The organism is Pseudomonas sp. OTU750018, assembly GCF_011636575.1.
GTDB classification, from domain to species: Bacteria; Pseudomonadota; Gammaproteobacteria; order Pseudomonadales; family Pseudomonadaceae; genus Aquipseudomonas; species Aquipseudomonas peli.
Genome location: NZ_JAAPAU010000001.1, coordinates 1744603 through 1762980 on the forward strand (window position 1 = coordinate 1744603; position 18378 = coordinate 1762980).

Sequence of the window (18378 nt, forward strand, 5' to 3'; positions counted from 1 at the left end):
TACTTGGAAAAGTGCTGGATAACGTATTTGTAATTTTCCAGTCACCTTGCTGATAGGCATGGAGCACTACATTCTGCCGGGAATTGGCTTTCTACTTATTTTCCCAAGCGATAATCCTCGATATCCCTCGGGATTAATAAATATAAAGGCCTTCATTATATTCCAGCAGAGCTAGTTCTGTGGAGGACTTTAAGTGCATGTAAAAACAATGGCCGGACATGGAGTTGGAATAGGTAAATTCTGTGTATTTTCAGGGCTACTGGCTGCATTGTTAATTGCTCCAGTTCCAACAACTGCTGCCGAATCAACAAGGCAGTCAATAACGATTGATGAGGCGTTTGCGCAAGCGCTCACTGAGAACCAGGAGTTCGCTGCAGCACAATGGAATACAGGTATTGCCGAAGGTGCTCGTACTCAAGCTGGGCTGATCCCGAATCCTGAGTTGTCCTGGAGCGTTGAGGACACGCGCAGTGAGTCGCGCGTTACCAGCATTCAGGTATCTCAGCCAATTGAGCTGGGCGGCAAGCGTAGCGCGCGTATTGATGTGTCTGAGCGTGATCAGGACGCGGTGGCGATTGATCTGGAGCGTAAGAAAAACATCTTGCGCGCTGAGGTCATCCAGGCCTTTTACTCAGCTCTGCGTGCCCAGGAAGGACTGCAGCTTTCCACACAGTCGTTAGACCTTGCCCGTCGCGGACTTCAGGTGGTCGAAGGGCGCGTAAAGGCCGGCAAGGCTTCGCCAATCGAAATTTCGCGTGCTCAGGTGCAGCTTTCGGAAATTCAACTGGAGCTGAATCGCGCACGCCTCAATCAAAGCAATGCCTACAAGCAACTGGCGCTCATAACGGGTGCCAAGACACCGAACTTCGCGCATGTCGAGGGTGATCTTGAGCGCCTGCCGTACCTGCCGTCGCAGGCTGAGATGCTTGCACGCATAACAGATACAGCGGACCTACGGCTGGCCAACACGCAAATCCAGCGTGCCGAGTCTTCCTTGGAACTCGAAAAGTCGCAGCGCATTCCAGACCTCACCGTCAGCGTTGGCAGCCAGTACGACGAAGGGCTTGGCGAGCGCGTCAATTTGCTCGGCTTGTCGATGCCTATTCCGTTGTTCAACCGCAACCAAGGCAATGTGCTGGCCGCTGCTCAAGGAGCTGACCAAGCGCGGGATTTGCGCAATGCCGCAGAGCTCCGCCTGCGCGCGGAAGCCCAGCAGGCATTTGAGCAGTGGGAAAGCGCTAGAAGTGAAGTCGACTCGATCAGCGGCACACTGCTGCCGACCGCGCAGCAAGCAGTAGAGGGCGCAGTACGTGGATTCGAGATGGGCAAGTTTGCCTTTATCGATGTACTCGATGCTCAGCGCACCCTCGTAAGCATGCGCTCCCAATACCTGAATACCCTGGATGAAGCTATTTCGGCCTGGGTGAGCTTGGAGAAGATTTACGGCTCCCAACTCAACATCGAATTCAAAAAATAAGCATCTCTCACACCTACATAACGCCTTAGATGGTCGCGTCATGCGACATGAAGCCTCGCCTGCTTTCCTGGCGGCTGCATGTTTATTGAGCGCGTTTAGTCGCCGCCTGGGCATGAGTCAAATTCAATACTTTTGATAATTTGGAGTTACCAATGGCATCAACAACTCCCAGAAAGCAGTGGCTGATGATTGTGGCTGTTGTCGTCATCGGTTTAGCCGTGGCGGGTCTGATTCTAAGTGGTAGCCCTGGTAAGTCCGGGGAGGAAGGCCATGGCCATGATGAGAGTCATGAGGATGTATCGGCTCACGCAGATCCCGAGCACCACGGGGAGGCTTCGGCCGACGAGCATGAAGAGGCCGATGAGCATGCAGATAAAGAGCACCATGAAACTGTAGAACCCACCAAGGGCGAGCATGGCGGCAAGCTTTTCACCGAGGGTGATTATGCACTTGAAGTGACGATTTTTGAGGAGGGCGTAGAGCCTCAGTTCAGGCTCTATACCTACCTGGACGGTAAGCTTTTAAATCCTACTGAAAGCACGGTACAGGTGACCTTGTTGCGTCTTGGCCAACCTGCGCAAATCATCAATTTCAGCAAAGAGAATGACTACCTACGTGGCGATGCCGCGGTTGTAGAGCCGCATTCATTCCAGGTTTCCATCAGCGCCAAGCACAGTGGCAAGAGCTATTCGTTCGGTTACGAGCAGGTTGAGGGCCGCGTGACGATGACGGATGCGCAGCTTGAGCAGGGTGGCGTCACGCTCGCCACTGCTGGTCCAGCGAAAATCGCCTCCACGCTGCAAGTGCTCGGCGAGGTTCGTTACAACGGTGACCGCACGGTTCAGGTGACCCCGCAACTTGCCGGGCGCGTCGACTCGGTGGCGGTTAGTGCTGGCGATACGGTCAGCAAGGGTCAGGTATTGGCCAAAATCTCCAGCCAGGCGCTGGCCGAACTGCGTGGCGAGCTAATGGCCGCCCAGCAACGCTCTGCGCTTGCCCGCACGACCTATGCACGTGAAAAGCAATTGTGGGAAGAGAAGATTTCCGCCGAGCAGGACTTCCTGCAGGCGCAAGTTGCCATGCAGGAAGCTGCTATCGCAGTGCAGCGCGTCCAGCAACAAATCGCTTCGCTGGGCGGTGCCCCGGCCAAAGGCCAGAATCTCACCGAATTCGAGATTCGTGCCCCTATCGATGGCGTGATAACCAGCAAAAGCATCTCTGTTGGTGAAGTACTCAAAGAGGACTCCGCAGTCTTTACCGTCTCGGATTTGTCGACCGTATGGGTGGACTCAACCGTCGCGGCGAAAGACTTGGGCGTAATCGCCGAAGGGCAAAACGTTGTCGTGAGCTCCAGCGCATTCGCCGCCACGGCTAAGGGCTCCATTTCCTATGTCAGCGCTCTGGTTGGGGCGCAAACCCGCTCGGCGACTGCTCGCATCGTGCTAGCCAACCCAGATCGGATATGGCGGCCTGGTTTGCCAGTGACGGTCGAGGTGATTGCCGAGGAGAACGACGTTCCCGTTGCAGTAGCGGTCGAAGCGATCCAGACCGTTCGCGATTGGCAGGTAGTGTTCGGCCGCTTCGATAACCAGCTAGAAGCTCGGCCTCTTGAGCTGGGCAAATCCGACGGCCACTTCGTCGAGGTTATCTCGGGTCTGAAGGCGGGCGATCGATACGCGCTGAAGAACAGCTTCCTGATCAAAGCTGAGCTTGGCAAAGCCGGCGCGAGCCATGACCACTAATTCGGAGTCGAGCTATGAAACAAGTTACAGCTATTTTTCGTCCGATCCGGCTTGAAGCCGTCGAGCAAGCGCTGCACGCACTGCCGCATCTACCAGGATTCACCATCCTGCCAGCCCATGGTCATCCGCGTGGTCACGGCAAGGATCATGGATATATCGCAGACGAATGGAATCCAGACGCCCATCAGCATCTCGTGCTGCTGGCGTTCTGCTCCGATGAGGTTGCCGATGAGATCGTCCATGCCATCGAGAAGGCCGCCCACACAGGTGTTCCCGGTGATGGAATCGTCGCCGTGGCCCCTTTGACCGACGCATTGCGCATCCGTACTGGAGAGCGCGGTGATGCTGCGCTTTAGGGGAAATTGACATGTACGAACGATTAATTCGCTTCGCCATCGACCAGCGCTGGCTAGTCTTGCTGGCTGTGCTCGGCATGGCGGCGTTGGGTGTTTACAGCTACCAGAAGTTGCCGATTGATGCGGTTCCCGACATCACCAACGTGCAGGTGCAGATCAATACCGAGGCAAAGGGCTACTCGCCACTGGAAACTGAGCAACGCGTGACCTTTCCGATTGAATCGGTAATGGCTGGGCTGCCCAACTTACAGGAAACGCGTTCAATCTCACGCTACGGGTTGTCGCAGGTCACCGTCATTTTCGAAGACGGCACAGACATCTACTTCGCTCGTCAGTTGGTGAATGAGCGGATACAGGAAGCGCGTAGCAATCTACCCAGTGATCTGTCGCCGAGCATGGGGCCAATCGCTTCTGGTCTGGGCGAGATCTACATGTGGACCATCGAGGCGCAAGACGGTGCGAAGAAGCCGGATGGCAGCGCCTATACTCCGATGGATTTGCGTGAGATTCAGGACTGGATCGTCAAGCCGCAACTGCGAACCGTCAAAGGTGTTACCGAGATCAACACCATTGGCGGTTATGCCAAGGAGTTCCAGGTTTCACCCAAGCCGGAGCGCCTGGTCGCACATGGCCTCAGCCTGCAGGACATTGTGGTTGCGTTGGAGAGCAATAATGCCAACGTTGGTGCGGGCTACATCGAACGCAGCGGCGAGCAGTACCTGATCCGCGCTCCGGGACAAGTCGGCAATATCGCTGACATCGCCAACATCATCATCAAGAACACCGATGGTGTTCCTGTGCGCATCGGTGATGTGGCCGAGGTTGGCCTGGGTAAGGAGCTGCGCACCGGGGCCGCTACTGAGAACGGCCAGGAGGTGGTGCTCGGCACTGCCTTTATGTTGATTGGTGAGAACAGCCGCTATGTATCGCAGGCTGTCGACCAGCGCATAAAGGAGATCAATCGCAACCTGCCGAAAGGAGTCATAGCGAAGACGGTCTATGACCGCACTGTATTGGTCGATAAGGCCATCAATACGGTGAAGAAGAATCTGATCGAAGGCGCTCTGCTGGTTATCGCTATCCTGTTCCTGTTCCTGGGTAACATTCGGGCGGCCCTCATCACCGCAATGGTGATTCCGCTGTCGATGCTGTTCACCTTTACGGGCATGGTCAGCAACAAGGTCAGCGCGAACCTGATGAGCCTTGGCGCACTCGATTTCGGCATCATCATCGATGGTGCCGTGGTGATCGTAGAGAACTGCGTGCGTCGTTTGGCTCACGCCCAGGCCGCAGCAGGCCGAACGTTGACCCGTAATGAGCGCTTCCATGAGGTGTTCGCGGCGTCGAAGGAGGCGCGTCGTCCACTGCTGTTCGGCCAACTGATCATTATGGTGGTGTACCTGCCGATATTTGCGCTCACCGGCGTGGAAGGCAAGATGTTCCACCCAATGGCGTTCACCGTGGTGACAGCCCTGTTCGGAGCCATGATCCTCTCGGTGACATTCGTCCCGGCAGCTGTTGCACTGTTCCTCAATGGCAACGTCAGTGAAAAAGAAAATCGGCTAATGGCCTGGGTCAAGCAAGGCTACGCGCCGTTGCTAGATTGGGTCATGGTCAGCAAGCCGTTAGTGCTGACCATTGCGACAGTCATCATGGTGCTTTCTGGTTTAGCTGCTTCGCGGATGGGCAGTGAGTTCGTGCCGAGCCTGGATGAGGGCGATATCGCTTTGCATGCCCTGCGTATTCCTGGCACTAGCCTTTCGCAAGCAATTGAAATGCAGGTGCAACTCGAACAACGAATCAAATCCTTTGCCGAGGTTGATACGGTGTTCGCCAAGCTTGGAACTGCTGAAGTCGCAACCGATCCAATGCCGCCGAACGTGGCGGACAACTTTGTCATGCTAAAGCCGCGCGACCAGTGGCCCGATCCTGATCGCAGCAAAGCCGATTTGGTTGCGGCGATGCAGGAGGCGGTTGAACAGGTTTCCGGCAACAACTATGAGTTCACTCAGCCCATTCAGATGCGCTTCAACGAGCTGATCTCCGGCGTACGCAGTGACGTCGCAGTGAAAGTGTTTGGCGATGACATGGATGTGATGAACGAGACCGCCGAGCAAATCGCTGAGGTGCTGGAGGGTATTCCAGGAGCAGCTGATGTGAAGGTCGAACAGACCACCGGTCTGCCGATGCTCAGCGTACAAATCGACCGTGAGAAAGCCGCACGATTCGGTTTGAATGTCTCGGAGATTCAGGACGCCATTTCCACCGCCATCGGCGGGCGCGAGGCGGGTGCACTGTTTGAAGGTGACCGGCGTTTCGATATCCAAGTTCGCCTGGCGGACGAGTGGCGCAATGATGTCGACAAGATCCAGCAGCTACCTATTCGTCTGGCCAATGGCGATGGGTTGGATGGCCCAGGGTTTGTGCGCTTGGCTGATGTGGCGAGTGTGGTGTCCGCACCGGGGCCGAACCAGATCAGCCGTGAAAGTGGCAAGCGCCGCGTGGTGGTCACCGCTAACGTTCGCGGTCGCGATATCGGCTCATTTGTCGCCGAGGCCGAGAGCAAGATCGCCCAGGCGGTTAGCGTCCCTACAGGCTACTGGACGACCTGGGGCGGCACCTTCGAGCAGCTTCAGTCGGCGGCCAAGCGCCTGCAGATTGTCGTACCGGTCTCATTGCTGCTGGTGTTCACACTGCTCTTTATGATGTTCGGCAATGTCAAAGATGGCCTGCTGGTGTTCACCGGCGTGCCCTTCGCGCTGACAGGCGGGATCATGGCCTTGTGGCTGCGAGATATTCCGCTCTCGATCTCCGCGGGCGTGGGTTTCATTGCTTTGTCGGGCGTGGCGGTGCTCAACGGCCTGGTAATGATTTCCTTCATTCGCAGTTTGCGTGAGAACGGCATGGGGCTGGACGAGGCCATCCGCGAAGGCGCATTGACGCGCCTACGGCCAGTGCTGATGACTGCTTTGGTGGCGTCTCTGGGCTTTATTCCAATGGCCACTGCCATCGGTACGGGCGCGGAAGTTCAGCGCCCTCTGGCGACGGTAGTGATTGGCGGAATTCTGTCCTCAACAGCGCTGACGCTGCTGGTTTTGCCATTGCTCTACCGCTTGGCCCATCGTCTGCGCTAAGTTCACAGCGCTATTCGTTTGCAACTGAAAAGCCCCGCTCTTGAGCGGGGCTTTTTGCTTACCGTAAATACCGCTCAATGTGGGCGGTGACTGTGCCGTGACGTCCTCAGCGGCTTTTTTTACGCCAGATGAGAATCGGCACTGCCCGGATGTAGACAAGTTCACCCACCAACTCAACCAGTGTCTGGGTGATGACCGCTGCGGCTGCAAGCCCTCGTATTTCTTCAGGTAATGCCAGGGCCAGCGGAAGAACCACCAACGAGTTACGTGTGGCGGTACTGAAAGTAACCGCTCTCGCCGTCGAGGCGGGCAGTTTATAAGCTTTTGAAGCGAGTGCGCCCACTACGGGGGCCAAAAGCATGAAACCGATATACACCGGGATCACCGGTAAAAGCTGGTCGATATCACGTACCACTGGCGAGATTTGCGACCCAACCACCGCAATGAGAACTGCCGCCATCGCAGGGACTGGCATCCATGCCCATACGGTGTTCCAGCGACCTACGATCCGCGAGCGCTTAGCCAAGGCTGCTGTAGCCACCGCGAGCAATAAAGGCACGACAATCAGTGCGAGAAAGGCTTCAGCGAAAGGCGCTATCGAGATAACGACTTGGGATTGCTCCCCTAGCATAAAAGCCAAATACACAGGCAACAGCACAAGTTGCAACAGCAAGAGGATGGGGGTTGCTGCAAGAATCGCACGCGAGTCGCCTCTGCCTATGTGCGTAAATACCACCACGTAGTCGATACAGGGAGTGAGCAAAACCAGAAGAGCGCCGATTAGTACTGCCGGGTGTTCTGCGAGCCCTCTGGTTAGTGCCCACACCAACAGTGGAATCAGTACAAAATTGGCGATCAGCAAGGCAGACATGAAGCGTTTGTTGCTAAGACTCTCGCGGAAATCAAGAAAGGGGATTTGCAGGAACATCGCGTACATCAGCACGGCGATAGTCGGGGTCACTAATGCGTTCAGGCTCTGCGTAGCTGCAGGAGCTATTAACCCACCGATTGCCGCTGCAATGACCGCAACGAAATAGATCGGTATCTGGTTTTGTTCAAGCGCATCCCTACTCATAGCATCCTCAAGGAGTAAAAACTTCAGCTTACATGAGGTAGCGGAGAGCGCGGCGATACTCTTGGATGGCCTGAATCATGAAAAATTGAGATGGGCACGGCGTCTAGCTATTGAGTAGGTATCTGCTGACGGTGCAAGGGCGCGGTATTCAAATGACACCGTGTTCTAGCATCGGGGTGATAGCCAGTGCCTTTGCAGATATCAGGCAGATCAATCTAAAGGCCTGCACCGGTATCATTTTGCCCTTCTTGCTACACGCTGACAGCGATGGCTTGTTGCAGACATGAATGACTTGCGGAAGAGTAGAGTTAGTTTTCTAGCTTGGAGGTTTAAACTCCCAGTGAGTCTTTTTTATTAAAGATTAAATAAAAAAAGCGCCCCGAAGGGCGCTTAGGGTACACCTCTTTCCAAAGGAGCTCGGGAGCTTCTAGAGGTGAACATCGTTCGGAAGTGGGCGGTTAGTCAGCGTTGGTTTCTTTTTTAATATCGGTATTGGCCCGATTTTGGTTGCTGGTCTTAACCTTTAGTTCGTCCGCCGGTTTGGCAGAAGGCTCAGTTCCGTGAATTCGTTTTTGATCTGCTCGAAATTTTTCCTGAGCTTTCATTGAGCGATCATAGCCATCTTCTGCATAAGTCTGTGTGGAGCCGACAAGAAGTACCGATCCAATAACTAGAGCTTTCAACATCTTCATAAGGCAGGCCTCGTAAAATTCAATTAGTAGCTTGTCGAGGTTCATGGACAAGTTCTGCAAGTTCGAGTGAATTTTACGGGGGTGAAGCTAACAGCAGCGTGAGCTCAACATTACATTCTTGAAATCTAATAACTATCTATCTTGTTATGCATGAGCGGGCAGGGCTTTTAGAGCCCGCCCGCCCATCCATTTTTAGAGCACGCTCAGTGGGTACTCGACGATCAGACGAACCTCGTCCAGATCCGACTCGTAATCCGTTGCGCGGGTAGTCATCTGGCGAACGCGGAAGGACATATCTTTCAGCGAGCCAGCTTGTACGACATACTTGGCTTCGATGTTGCGCTCCCAGCGCTTCTGGTCGGTCAGCGGATTACCATCGGCATCACGACGCATATACACATTGTTGGCGTCGGAGTAGTCCGCATCTGTACCCAGCGCATAGCGCGTCATGAAGGTCAGTCCAGGAACGCCATAGCTGGCCATATCTAGGTCGTAGCGCAGCATCCAGGACTTCTCTTTCGGCGAGTTGAAGTCGCTGTACTGAATAGAGTTGTCGAGGAAGATGGAATCAGACTGGCGCAGGTAGTCGAAATCATCGTCGCCGTTGTTGCGCTGGTGCGACAGGGCAACGCTGTGTGCACCGAACTGCACACCCACTTTGCCGCTGTAAATGTCGTTATCGAACTCACCCAGCAGCTGCTGGCCGTCATCGACAGCTTTGTAGTAGTTCAAACCACCGAACAAGGAAACACTGTCGGTCAGCGGGTAGGTGAAGGACGTACCGGCATAGTGCTGCTTCCAAGCATCCTTGAGTTGGCTGCTATAGAGACTAAAGCTCAGGTTGTCATTTAGCGAATAGTCACCGCCGAAATAGGCAACCCATGGCGACGCGACAGAGCCCGCATAGAAGGTTGCGAATTCATCACGCATGGTGCTGACCTGCGGCTGGCTCATGGCATGCAGGCGGCCACCCTGAAGGGTCAAACCATCAAAGCTGGTGTTCTCAACCGTAACGCCGCGAAAGCTTTCCGGTAGCAGGCGGGAGTCACCGTAGTGAACCACCGGAGTCATGGGGAACACATCACCCACTTTGACAACGGTGTCGAATAGCCGGGCTTTTACTGCACCACCCACTTTGGAGTAGTTATCTTCAGCTTCACCATCACTATTTACCGGCAGCAGATTAACAGTACCACCTGGGCCATATCGACCATCCCCGGTATCCAGTTTAAGGCCGAGCATGGCGAAGGCATCAATACCAAAGCCTACGGTGCCTTGGGTAAAGCCCGACTCGAACTGGCCAATGATGCCGTGTGCCCAAGCTTCAGTATAACCATTGTCAGTGTTGCTCGACTGACCTTTACGAAAGTCACGGTTCATGTAGAAGTTACGGTTGAGAATATTGAAACTGCTACCTTCTACAAAACCTTCGGCTTGCTCTTCTGCGGCCGCCATGAGCGGAGCTGCACTGACAATCGCCGAAAATACTGCAAGGGATAGTTTGGTTTTATTAAGCATTTATTGCTCCTTTATATTGGCAGTTATTAGTCTAGTTTTCGCCATGGCGTTCTTATAGGTATTGCACCCTCAAGCGCTCTGCGCCTTTGGGGAGCTGAGCCCTATCCTTGCAAGCTGAAGATAACTTGAAGATGATTGGAAAATTACAATTCTGTAATCTTCACAAGGCGGCAATAAAAGTTGTCTTAAAGCGACATTTAAGTGCAGGTTTTCAACAAAAACGGCGTATAGGCCGTGAGAGCGCCCAGCTTGGGTTGGCCCAGGTCATTCGCTAGAGAGGCGATCAGCTCACTGCAACGCTATGTATTGCAGTGAAATGGGCCACTTGCTCCAGAGGATATGAGTCGCCCATTCCAGTGGTTGTGCACCACTCTGCTGAAGGTTTCGAGCCATGAACCAGTAGTTGAATCAGCTCGCGTTTGAGTTCGGCCGAGCTCGCAATCGATGCGATCTCCAGCTCAGATTAACTGCGACTGGCATAGCCTTGGGCTCACATTGGTTGCGGGCGAGCGAGCTTACGTTGGGTGGCATCGGCTCAACGGGCGCGCGCTTTCATCAGCTAGCCAGAGCCACTCACTAGGGGCATCGTGTTGCACCTAGCGGCAGCCCTTCGCAAGAGAATCCGTTAGCCTTGGCTTGTAAGGTCTCGCCCAAAGGGTTCGGTCAACTGTCCAAGGTAGTCTTTGGGATAGTCCTTTTCATGCAATCCAACCTCTGCCTCTCCCAGCTTCCCTGCGCTGTCGTAGAACGTGCCAAACAGTCGATCCCACACCATCAGAAACTCTCCGAAGTTAACCTGGGCATCCGCAAAGTCGCGCTTGTGATGCCAGCGATGAATTTCAGCAACCCCGATGATGTGGCGCAGCCATCCCAGTCGGTAGTCCAGGTTTGCATGCTGGAACGCCAAGTGCACGGTCAAAATGCCAAACCAGGTAGCAACCACTGCGGATGGAGCACCTGATGCGAGCAGAATCACCAGCCCCGGACCGGCCATGAGTGCGGCGTGCAAGGGGTGTCGGCGCTCCCCGTTGATCCAGTACAGCCGCTCGGCGCTGTGATGAATCATGTGAAAACGCCACAGCCAGGGTACATGGTGGCTGATACGATGCATGGCATACAGGCTCAGATCGAGCACGGCGGCGACCAGCAGCAGTTGCAGCCAAAGTGGGCTCTCGACTGGGAAGAGACGAACCGAAGCTGGCACTGCATCGCCCAGCCTGGCCAGGATTTCAGCGGTGAACTGGATGACGGAGAGATTCACCAGCATGTGCAGTAGGTCGGTCGCGGTGTCTTGATGATCCTCAAGCCAGGCTTCGCGAAAAGGCTGGATGCGCTCTAACCCCGCGACGCTTAACAGACCCACCGCGGCGACTACCGGTGTGGTGGGCCAATACGGCACTCCCGCGTACAGCGCCCAGAGCATGAAGGCGGCACAGCCACCAAACACAAGTGGATAGCTCAGCCAGCGTAGGGGGAATCGCAGGAAAATAGGCATCGCTCAGCTCCTGGGTAGGGAGCCATGACTGTATGTGGGGAGACCCGCTTTCGGCTTGAACGAAAGAGCTATGACTCCTGAAGATCGACCTCAGCCAGTGCGGAAGAAGGATCGATGCCCAGCAGCGTCCGGAATGTCCGGGAGAAATGCGCCGAGTCAGAAAAGCCCGCTGCATGAGCTGCTTCGGTTAGTCGTACACCTTTGGCCACATATTGCAGGGCCTGCGTGAGACGCAACCATTTCGCATAGCTGCGCAGCGGCAGGCCGGTTTGCTCTACAAACCAGTGGGAAAACCGTGAGGGGGATAAATGCACCAACGCGGCCATTTCGTCGCGTCCCATTTGGCCACTACGCAGCGCCTCAACCACAGTGGTCAAACGAGGATCTGAAGGCGGCGGATCGGAAAGTTGCAGTGATTGGCGCACCCCCGCTCTTACCTGAAGTGCAGTGTGCCCTGGCTCACGTAGCGCCTCGATAATCGGCGTGATATCCCCCGGCGCGATCTCAATCACCCGCGCTGTTTCGCTGCCACACAAAGCACGCGCCTCATCGGACACTGCATCCAGATAGATCGATAGCACTCGGTTGGCGCTGAGCCGATGCGGCAAGCCGGCCGGGATGAAGACGGCCGATCCTGTTTGAATGCCCAGCGGCGTTTCAACCAATACAGGTGAATCGAGACCCGCTGAGATCTGATGTGCCTGATGGTGGTGCCAATCCTGGTGGCCGGCACGGCCATGAAAGATGCCGATGCCGGGCCCCACCCAGGCATGGCCTGCCCAGCGCACCGCGCCTGTTGAGGGCAAGTCTTTCATTCTCTGGCTCGGCCGGTTTCCTCATTCGGGTTCAGTAAGCTGCTCAGGATCAACATGGTCGCACCACCGACGATACCGATATCCGCCAGGTTAAACGCAGGCCAATGCCAGGACTGCCAGTAAAAATCCAGGTAGTCGATCACATGGCCTTGCGAGGCTCGATCAATCAGATTGCCAACGGCACCGCCTAAGATGAGGCTATAGCCTAGGGCTTCGCTGTTGGCTCTGGGTTTACGCAATATCAGAGCCAGCACCACCGAAACGACCAAGGCGATGACGCTGAAAAAGTAACGCTGCCAACCACCCGCGTCAGCCAGGAAGCTGAACGCTGCACCGGTATTCCAGAAATGAACCAGATTGAAGAACGGGGCCAGCGGAATGACGCTGCCGACCGGTAGCGCCCCCGCAATTGCGCTCTTGAGCGCTTGGTCGGCCGAGGCAATGGCCAGCGCTAGCGTCCACCAACGCCAGGGAGCGATAAAGTGTGTCACTCCAGGAAGTGACTTCATTGTTCTCCTCCTTGGAGAAGTCGCTGCAACTCCTGAGAGATGGGCATGGGCGCGAAAGCACTGATCCTCGAGCGGCCGGTATTGCCGATGGGCACCCAAATTCTGGAAAACAGCAGGGCCGCGACAATGCGCGGTATTTGCCCCGCCACCTCGCGATAATCGCCAATTTGCCAGCCGAGCGTGAGCATCAGCCAGTGTGACCTGGCATGCAGCAAAGGTTGGCGCTGAGTCAGGATGTGCGCGCGCTCCAGCCATTGAAAGGCATCTGTACTGCGCTGTTCCTGCATGGCCTGCCGGGCCTGCTGAAAGGCTTGTTCAATTGCGAGTTGCAATGCTGCTTTCATCTTCAATCCTCCAACCCTACTTTTTAAGCAGGCGCAGGCCGTTGAACACCACCAGCAGACTGACACCCATGTCGGCAAAGACGGCCATCCACATCGTCGCCTGCCCCGTTAAGGTAATGGCGAGAAACAGGGCCTTGATCCCTAACGCCAGCACGATGTTCTGCTTGAGGATGACGGCGGTCTGTTGAGACAGGCGGATGAAGGCCGGGATCTTGCGCAGGTCGTCATCCATCAAGGCCACATCCGCAGTTTCGATGGCCGTGTCCGTGCCGGCGGCGGCCATGGCGAAACCGATTTCAGACTTCGCCAGCGCCGGCGCATCGTTGATGCCATCGCCGACCATCCCTACAACGTAGCCGCGCGCCTGCAATGCTTCAATGGCCTGCAATTTGTCGACTGGCAGAAGGTTGCCGCGTGCCTCGTCGATGCCTACCTGCTGTGCAATCGCATCTGCGGTGTGCGGGTTATCGCCGGTCAGCATTGTGGTCTTCACGCCAAGCGCGTGAAGCTCCTCAATTGCCTGGCGGCTGGAGTCCTTGACGGTATCGGCAACGGCGAACAGGGCAATGGCACGCTGCGGATTGCACAGCACCACCACTGTTTTACCTTGGCGTTCGAGACGCTCCAGCGTCGCTTCCAGCTCGGGTGAGCAGAGGCCAAGCTCTTCCACCAGGCGGTGGTTACCCAGGTGGAAATCTATGCCTTCGATGGTGCCTCGAACACCTCGACCCGGCAGGGCTTCGAATCCCTCAACGGCAGCAAACGTCAGGCCATTCTCAGTGGCATGCTTGGCTATTGCCTGCGAAACCGGGTGGTCAGAGCGACTGGCGAGGCTGGCAGCATGAGTACGGTAGAGTTCTGAATCCTGTTCAACCAACGGCATGTAATCGGTCTGTACCGGCTTGCCATGAGTAATGGTTCCGGTTTTGTCGAGTGCCAGGAAGCCAAGCTTGCCACCGATTTCCAGATAGACGCCGCCTTTGACCAGAATGCCTTTACGCGCCGCCGCTGCCAGGCCACTGACAATGGTGACGGGCGTCGATATGACCAAGGCGCAAGGGCAGGCGACCACCAGCAGCACCAAAGCACGGTAGATCCAGTCGTACCAGGGCTCGGCCATGAAGAGTGGCGGCACAATGGCGATAGCTAGGGCGAATAGGAATACGACAGGGGTGTATACCTTGGCGAATTGATCGACAAAGCGCTGGGTCGGCGCACGTGAACCCTGCGCCTCTTCGACCGCGTGAATGATACGTGCCAGCGTGGTGTTGGCAGCGGCGGCTAGGACGCGGTATTCCAGGGAGCCGGCTTCGTTGATGGTTCCTGCAAAAACCGGGTCGCCAATGGTTTTCTCTACGGGCAGGCTTTCCCCCGTGATGGGCGCTTGGTTGATGGTGGAGTTGCCGGACGTAACCTCGCCGTCGAGACCGATTCGTTCGCCCGGTCTTACCCTGACCAATGCGCCTACGGCGATAGTTTTAACGTCAACTTCAAGCCATGTGCCATCGATCTGCTGCACCGTGGCGCGCTCCGGCGTCAGATCCATCAGGCCGCGGATGGCATTGCGAGCCCGATCCAATGACTTCGCTTCGATCAGTTCTGCTACAGAAAAGAGGAACATGACCATGGCCGCTTCTGGCCATTGCCCAATCAGCACCGCACCGGTCACCGCGATACTCATCAGCGCATTGATGTTCAGGTTGCGGTTCTTCAGCGCGATCCAGCCCTTTTTATAGGTCGTTAGGCCGCACAGCAGAATGGCGAGCAGCGCCACGCCAGCCACAGCCCAATCTGGCGCAAGCTCGGCAAAGTGGATCACTTCCGCCGATACGGCGGCCACGCCCGAGAGCGCCAAGGGCCACCAGGCTTTCTTGCGCGGGGTTCCTTGCGCTTCTTCATTTGCTGTTGCTGAATCCTCAACCACTGGCGTGAAACCAAGGTCGCGAATCGCGGCCAGTGCTGCTGGCAATGCTTCTGCTGTGTGGCTAAACGTCAGTACGCGTTGCAGCAGGTTGAACTCCAGCGCGCTGATGCCGGGCACTGAGGAGAGCTTGTCGCGGATCAGCTTTTCTTCCGTTGGGCAGTCCATCTGTTCAATTTTGATGCGGGCTTGCCCTTCAGCAGAGAGCGGTTCTGCCTGCATTCCCAGGGACAAGATCGCCTCCTCGATGGGGGCGGTCGACGGCAAGTTGTGCCATACCCCAAGAATCCGTTTGATCAGGTTGAAGTCGAGCTTATCTACGCCTGCGAGCTTGCTCAGCTTGTCCTGAATCAGCGACTGTTCGGTAGGGCAGTCCATTTGCGCAATGCGAAAGCTGCTGAGCCTGGAGCCAGCTACGGCATTTACCGTTGAGGCTGTAGCGGAGGAGCACTTAATTGCCTCATTGGGGTCACAGCAGACATCATTTGAAACCGCTTCAGGTTTGTGTTCATCACTGCAGCAGCCAGCCATGGGGGTATCCTCATTGATCAGTTATGCAGAGTGAACACCCTGAAGCCACTACAGGGTCAAGCGTTTGTCGAAGAGGTATTTCATGAAAATTGGAGAGCTGGCCAAGCTTGCCGATTGCCAGGTTGAAACGGTTCGCTATTACGAGCGCGAGGGGCTGTTGCCGGCTCCGGCTCGCAGCGAGGGTAACTACCGCCTGTACAGCAGTGAGCACCTTGAGCGGCTTACGTTCATTCGCAACTGCCGAACGCTGGACATGACCCTGGACGAGATCAGAAGTTTGCTGGCGCTGATGGATCGGCCAGAGGAAAACTGTGAGGGTGTAAATAGCTTAGTGGATGAGCACATTGAGCATGTGCAAGCACGCGTGACCAGCCTGTTGGCGCTGCAAAAACAGCTGGTTGAGTTGCGCCACCGCTGCGCTTCTGAGCGGGGCGTAGACGAGTGCGGAATCCTCCAGCGCCTGAACACCACTGGCGGAGTCAATGCGCTTCCGGATGACGGGCACACCCATGTTGGGAAAAGCCACCGTCATTGACCATCGCCTTAGAAGAGCGCGGAAAGTATTTACAAACCCCCGGCGCGATTCACGTTGTAGTTGCCAGCCCCAGCCTTAATGGGAGCTTCGTCATCAAGATGAACCGCCCAGCTCGATAGTTGCTGTGCCTGCTGGTTGCAACGCCAAGCGAATCGACCGGTTCCTGTGCAGGACGCATGCTGTAACACAAAGCCAATCGACAGCTGCTGCGGGCCCGCTAACGTGCCATCCCTATTTAAGGAAAATGGCGAGTAAATAACGATGAGAAGCCAGAGTCACCCCTCCGCTAACCCCTGGGGTTTGCTGCTCTCTGTGTGGTTGCTGGCTGTGGCCGCAACCCTAGCCGCCTTGTTTATCGGTGAAGTCATGGGCAAAACCCCATGCGTGCTGTGCTGGTTCCAGCGCATCTTCATGTTTCCTTTGGGGGTAATGCTGACGGTCGCCTGTTATCGCGCGGACTTCGCCGTTTGGCTTTACGCCTTGCCCCTGGCCGTTATCGGTTGGGCAATCGCCCTGTATCACTCCCTGCTGTTCATGGGCATACTTCCAGAAAACCTCAAGCCGTGTAGCGCCGGAACCTCCTGTTCCGGGGCCGATATGCTGATCTTTGGTAGCGTGCCGCTGCCGCTGCTTTCCCTGGCGGCTTTCACCGCCATCGTCTTGCTTCTTGCCCTGATTCGCCGGAGAACCCTTGTATGAATAGACGTGCCATCGTACTGACCATCAGCGCTGTAACCATTGCCGGCTTTATCGCTGCGGCAGTGCTCTATCAGCGTTTTTCAGCACCTCAGGAGACTCAAGCAGTCACCCAGGCGAGCAGTTCGTTGGTACGTTTCCACTCGCCAACCCTTGGGCCAATCAAGGCGCCGGTCACCATCGTCGAGTTCTTCGACCCATCGTGCGAAAGCTGCCGGGCGTTCTTCCCCTACGTAAAGCAAATCATGGCGCAGTACCCACAGGACGTGCGTCTGGTCGTGCGCTATGTGTTGTTCCACAAAGGTTCAGAAGAGGCCGTGCGCCTGCTGGAGACGGCGCGAATGCAGGGGCTTTACGAGCCTGTGCTAGCAGCCGTGCTGGAGGCCCAGCCGCTGTGGCATGACGACGCGAAAGCGCAGAAGGCCTGGGAAGCCGCAGCAGCAGTTGGCCTGGATGTCGAGAAGGCCCGCGCCACGATGAACTCGCCGGCTATCGACGACATCCTGGCTAAAGACGCAGCGGACGTTAAGAAAGTGGGGATTCAAGGCACGCCAACTTTCTTCGTCAACGGCACGCTGCTGACGAAGTTCGGCCCGGAGCCGCTGCTAGAACTAGTGCAGAGCGAACTGCAAAAAGTACGCTAAACATAGCGACTGGCGCAAACGCTGTGGCTGCGTTATCGAGCACTTTTATGCGAACACTGGAAAACAGGATACCTCCGCCGATTGTGGCCAGTATTTTCGGGTTACTTATGTGGTTGGCAGCCTGCTATGTGCCAGGTCTCGCCTCGAAAACCTCTGGCCTGATCATCAAGGGCGGCCAGGAGGAGTTATCGAGGTTGGCGGTAAACGAGTACCGTTGTATGTCCGCGGCAAGGGCGGCGGGAATTGCGGTGCCGGAACTCTATCTCTCCGCCAACGCCAAGTAGTTAGTTATGCGCCGCATCGACCGAGATGAGAAGCTCAACCCCATCGGTTTCGAGGACAGGGTGGCATTGAGGGGCTGGCCGCGGAGCAAAAGTACAGCAAGAGCTATTTGGCCTTAAATGCCAGTACAAAGCCAGATGATGGCACCCGACTTGGCTAGTGCCCCTTTGATGGCAGCTTGACCACCGAGCCGCCTTTGGCAGGCTTACGAAACACTGGGCTCTCATCTAAGAATTCCGCAGGATCGATATTCTTACGGCGAGCAATCATAGAGGCGTATATGAGTCTTTCGCGCTCCCTATTTAATTGCTTCGTCAACTCCTGGACCTGTGCCTTGAGCACCTCGATCTGGTGATCTCGATCACGATCTCTGGCCGCTTTCAGTGAAACCTCTTGATCGAACTGTTTCTCACCACGAGCATAACTTTTGACAACTTCCTTAATACGTTGAAACTCTTTTTCAAATTCCTTGTTTCGCCAAAGGGTCGGCTTAGATACACCAGACTTATCGGTAATATACTTCCACCCAAAGTTTGAAGGATCTATCAGCTGTCTTTCAAATTGTTGCAATACCGAAAAAGCTTTACCCCATTGCTCAGTAGACGTAGTCAC

General features: G+C 55.7%; 16 protein-coding genes and 1 pseudogene. 8 read left to right on the forward strand and 9 right to left on the reverse strand.

Annotation, left to right across the window (positions count from 1 at the left end):
• Positions 1-208 precede the first annotated feature (208 nt).
• From HCI85_RS08165 to HCI85_RS08180, 4 genes are all read left to right on the forward strand, one after another.
• Positions 209-1477: a TolC family protein gene (locus HCI85_RS08165; protein ID WP_090256272.1), complete on the forward strand. Its 1269-nt coding sequence runs from the start codon at positions 209-211 to the stop codon at positions 1475-1477.
• A 152-nt stretch (positions 1478-1629) separates the two neighbouring features.
• Positions 1630-3219 (forward strand): efflux RND transporter periplasmic adaptor subunit, encoded by a 1590-nt coding sequence (locus tag HCI85_RS08170; RefSeq protein ID WP_167143941.1) that lies wholly within the window; start codon positions 1630-1632, stop codon positions 3217-3219.
• A gap of 14 nt (positions 3220-3233) precedes the next feature.
• Positions 3234-3575: a P-II family nitrogen regulator gene (locus HCI85_RS08175; protein WP_090256271.1), complete on the forward strand. Its 342-nt coding sequence runs from the start codon at positions 3234-3236 to the stop codon at positions 3573-3575.
• A gap of 11 nt (positions 3576-3586) precedes the next feature.
• Entirely contained in the window at positions 3587-6709 is a 3123-nt protein-coding gene (locus HCI85_RS08180; RefSeq protein WP_090256270.1) for an efflux RND transporter permease subunit, read from the forward strand.
• Positions 6710-6815: 106 nt separating this feature from the next.
• Here the strand turns inward: HCI85_RS08180 and HCI85_RS08185 are convergent, their stop codons facing one another.
• The 8 genes from HCI85_RS08185 to HCI85_RS08220 all read right to left on the reverse strand — a co-directional run bounded on the left by HCI85_RS08185 (position 6816) and on the right by HCI85_RS08220 (position 15456).
• The gene (locus HCI85_RS08185) at positions 6816-7784 is read right to left on the reverse strand and encodes an arsenic resistance protein (protein ID WP_167143944.1); all 969 of its coding nucleotides are present in this window, start codon (positions 7782-7784) and stop codon (positions 6816-6818) included.
• 458 nt (positions 7785-8242) lie between these two features.
• Positions 8243-8521 carry a hypothetical protein gene (locus HCI85_RS08190; RefSeq protein ID WP_241693742.1) on the reverse strand — a complete coding sequence of 93 codons (279 nt, stop codon included), beginning with the start codon at positions 8519-8521 and terminating at the stop codon, positions 8243-8245.
• A 147-nt stretch (positions 8522-8668) separates the two neighbouring features.
• Positions 8669-9994 (reverse strand): OprD family porin, encoded by a 1326-nt coding sequence (locus tag HCI85_RS08195; RefSeq protein WP_167143947.1) that lies wholly within the window; start codon positions 9992-9994, stop codon positions 8669-8671.
• 625 nt (positions 9995-10619) lie between these two features.
• Positions 10620-11489 carry a sterol desaturase family protein gene (locus tag HCI85_RS08200; RefSeq protein ID WP_167143950.1) on the reverse strand — a complete coding sequence of 290 codons (870 nt, stop codon included), beginning with the start codon at positions 11487-11489 and terminating at the stop codon, positions 10620-10622.
• 68 nt (positions 11490-11557) lie between these two features.
• Positions 11558-12304, reverse strand: a complete 747-nt coding sequence (locus HCI85_RS08205) for a helix-turn-helix transcriptional regulator (RefSeq protein ID WP_167143953.1) — start codon at positions 12302-12304, stop codon at positions 11558-11560.
• Positions 12301-12813, reverse strand: a complete 513-nt coding sequence (lspA, locus tag HCI85_RS08210; RefSeq protein ID WP_167143956.1) for a signal peptidase II — start codon at positions 12811-12813, stop codon at positions 12301-12303. Before lspA ends, HCI85_RS08205 begins: the two co-directional genes overlap by 4 nt.
• A complete protein-coding gene (locus tag HCI85_RS08215; RefSeq protein ID WP_167143959.1) occupies positions 12810-13157 on the reverse strand; it encodes a DUF3703 domain-containing protein in 348 nt (115 codons plus the stop codon). The genes lspA and HCI85_RS08215 overlap by 4 nt, the downstream gene beginning before the upstream one ends.
• A 16-nt stretch (positions 13158-13173) precedes the next feature.
• On the reverse strand, positions 13174-15456 hold the full coding sequence (locus tag HCI85_RS08220) for a heavy metal translocating P-type ATPase (protein WP_167144326.1): 2283 nt from the start codon (positions 15454-15456) through the stop codon (positions 13174-13176).
• A gap of 235 nt (positions 15457-15691) precedes the next feature.
• On the opposite strand from HCI85_RS08220, the gene cadR reads away from it, so the two are divergent.
• The 4 genes and pseudogenes from cadR to HCI85_RS20975 all read left to right on the forward strand — a co-directional run.
• The gene (gene cadR / locus HCI85_RS08225) at positions 15692-16144 is read left to right on the forward strand and encodes a Cd(II)/Pb(II)-responsive transcriptional regulator (RefSeq protein WP_167143962.1); all 453 of its coding nucleotides are present in this window, start codon (positions 15692-15694) and stop codon (positions 16142-16144) included.
• 261 nt (positions 16145-16405) lie between these two features.
• Complete coding sequence (locus HCI85_RS08230; RefSeq protein WP_167143966.1) at positions 16406-16843, forward strand: disulfide bond formation protein B; 438 nt, start codon at positions 16406-16408, stop codon at positions 16841-16843.
• Positions 16840-17484, forward strand: a complete 645-nt coding sequence (locus tag HCI85_RS08235) for a DsbA family protein (RefSeq protein ID WP_167143970.1) — start codon at positions 16840-16842, stop codon at positions 17482-17484. The genes HCI85_RS08230 and HCI85_RS08235 overlap by 4 nt, the downstream gene beginning before the upstream one ends.
• Before the next feature lie 143 nt (positions 17485-17627).
• Positions 17628-17884, forward strand: a pseudogene (locus HCI85_RS20975) (HipA domain-containing protein); the annotation flags it as partial.
• A gap of 38 nt (positions 17885-17922) precedes the next feature.
• Here HCI85_RS20975 and HCI85_RS08250 read toward each other — a convergent pair.
• Positions 17923-18378 carry a hypothetical protein gene (locus HCI85_RS08250; RefSeq protein WP_167143973.1) on the reverse strand — a complete coding sequence of 152 codons (456 nt, stop codon included), beginning with the start codon at positions 18376-18378 and terminating at the stop codon, positions 17923-17925.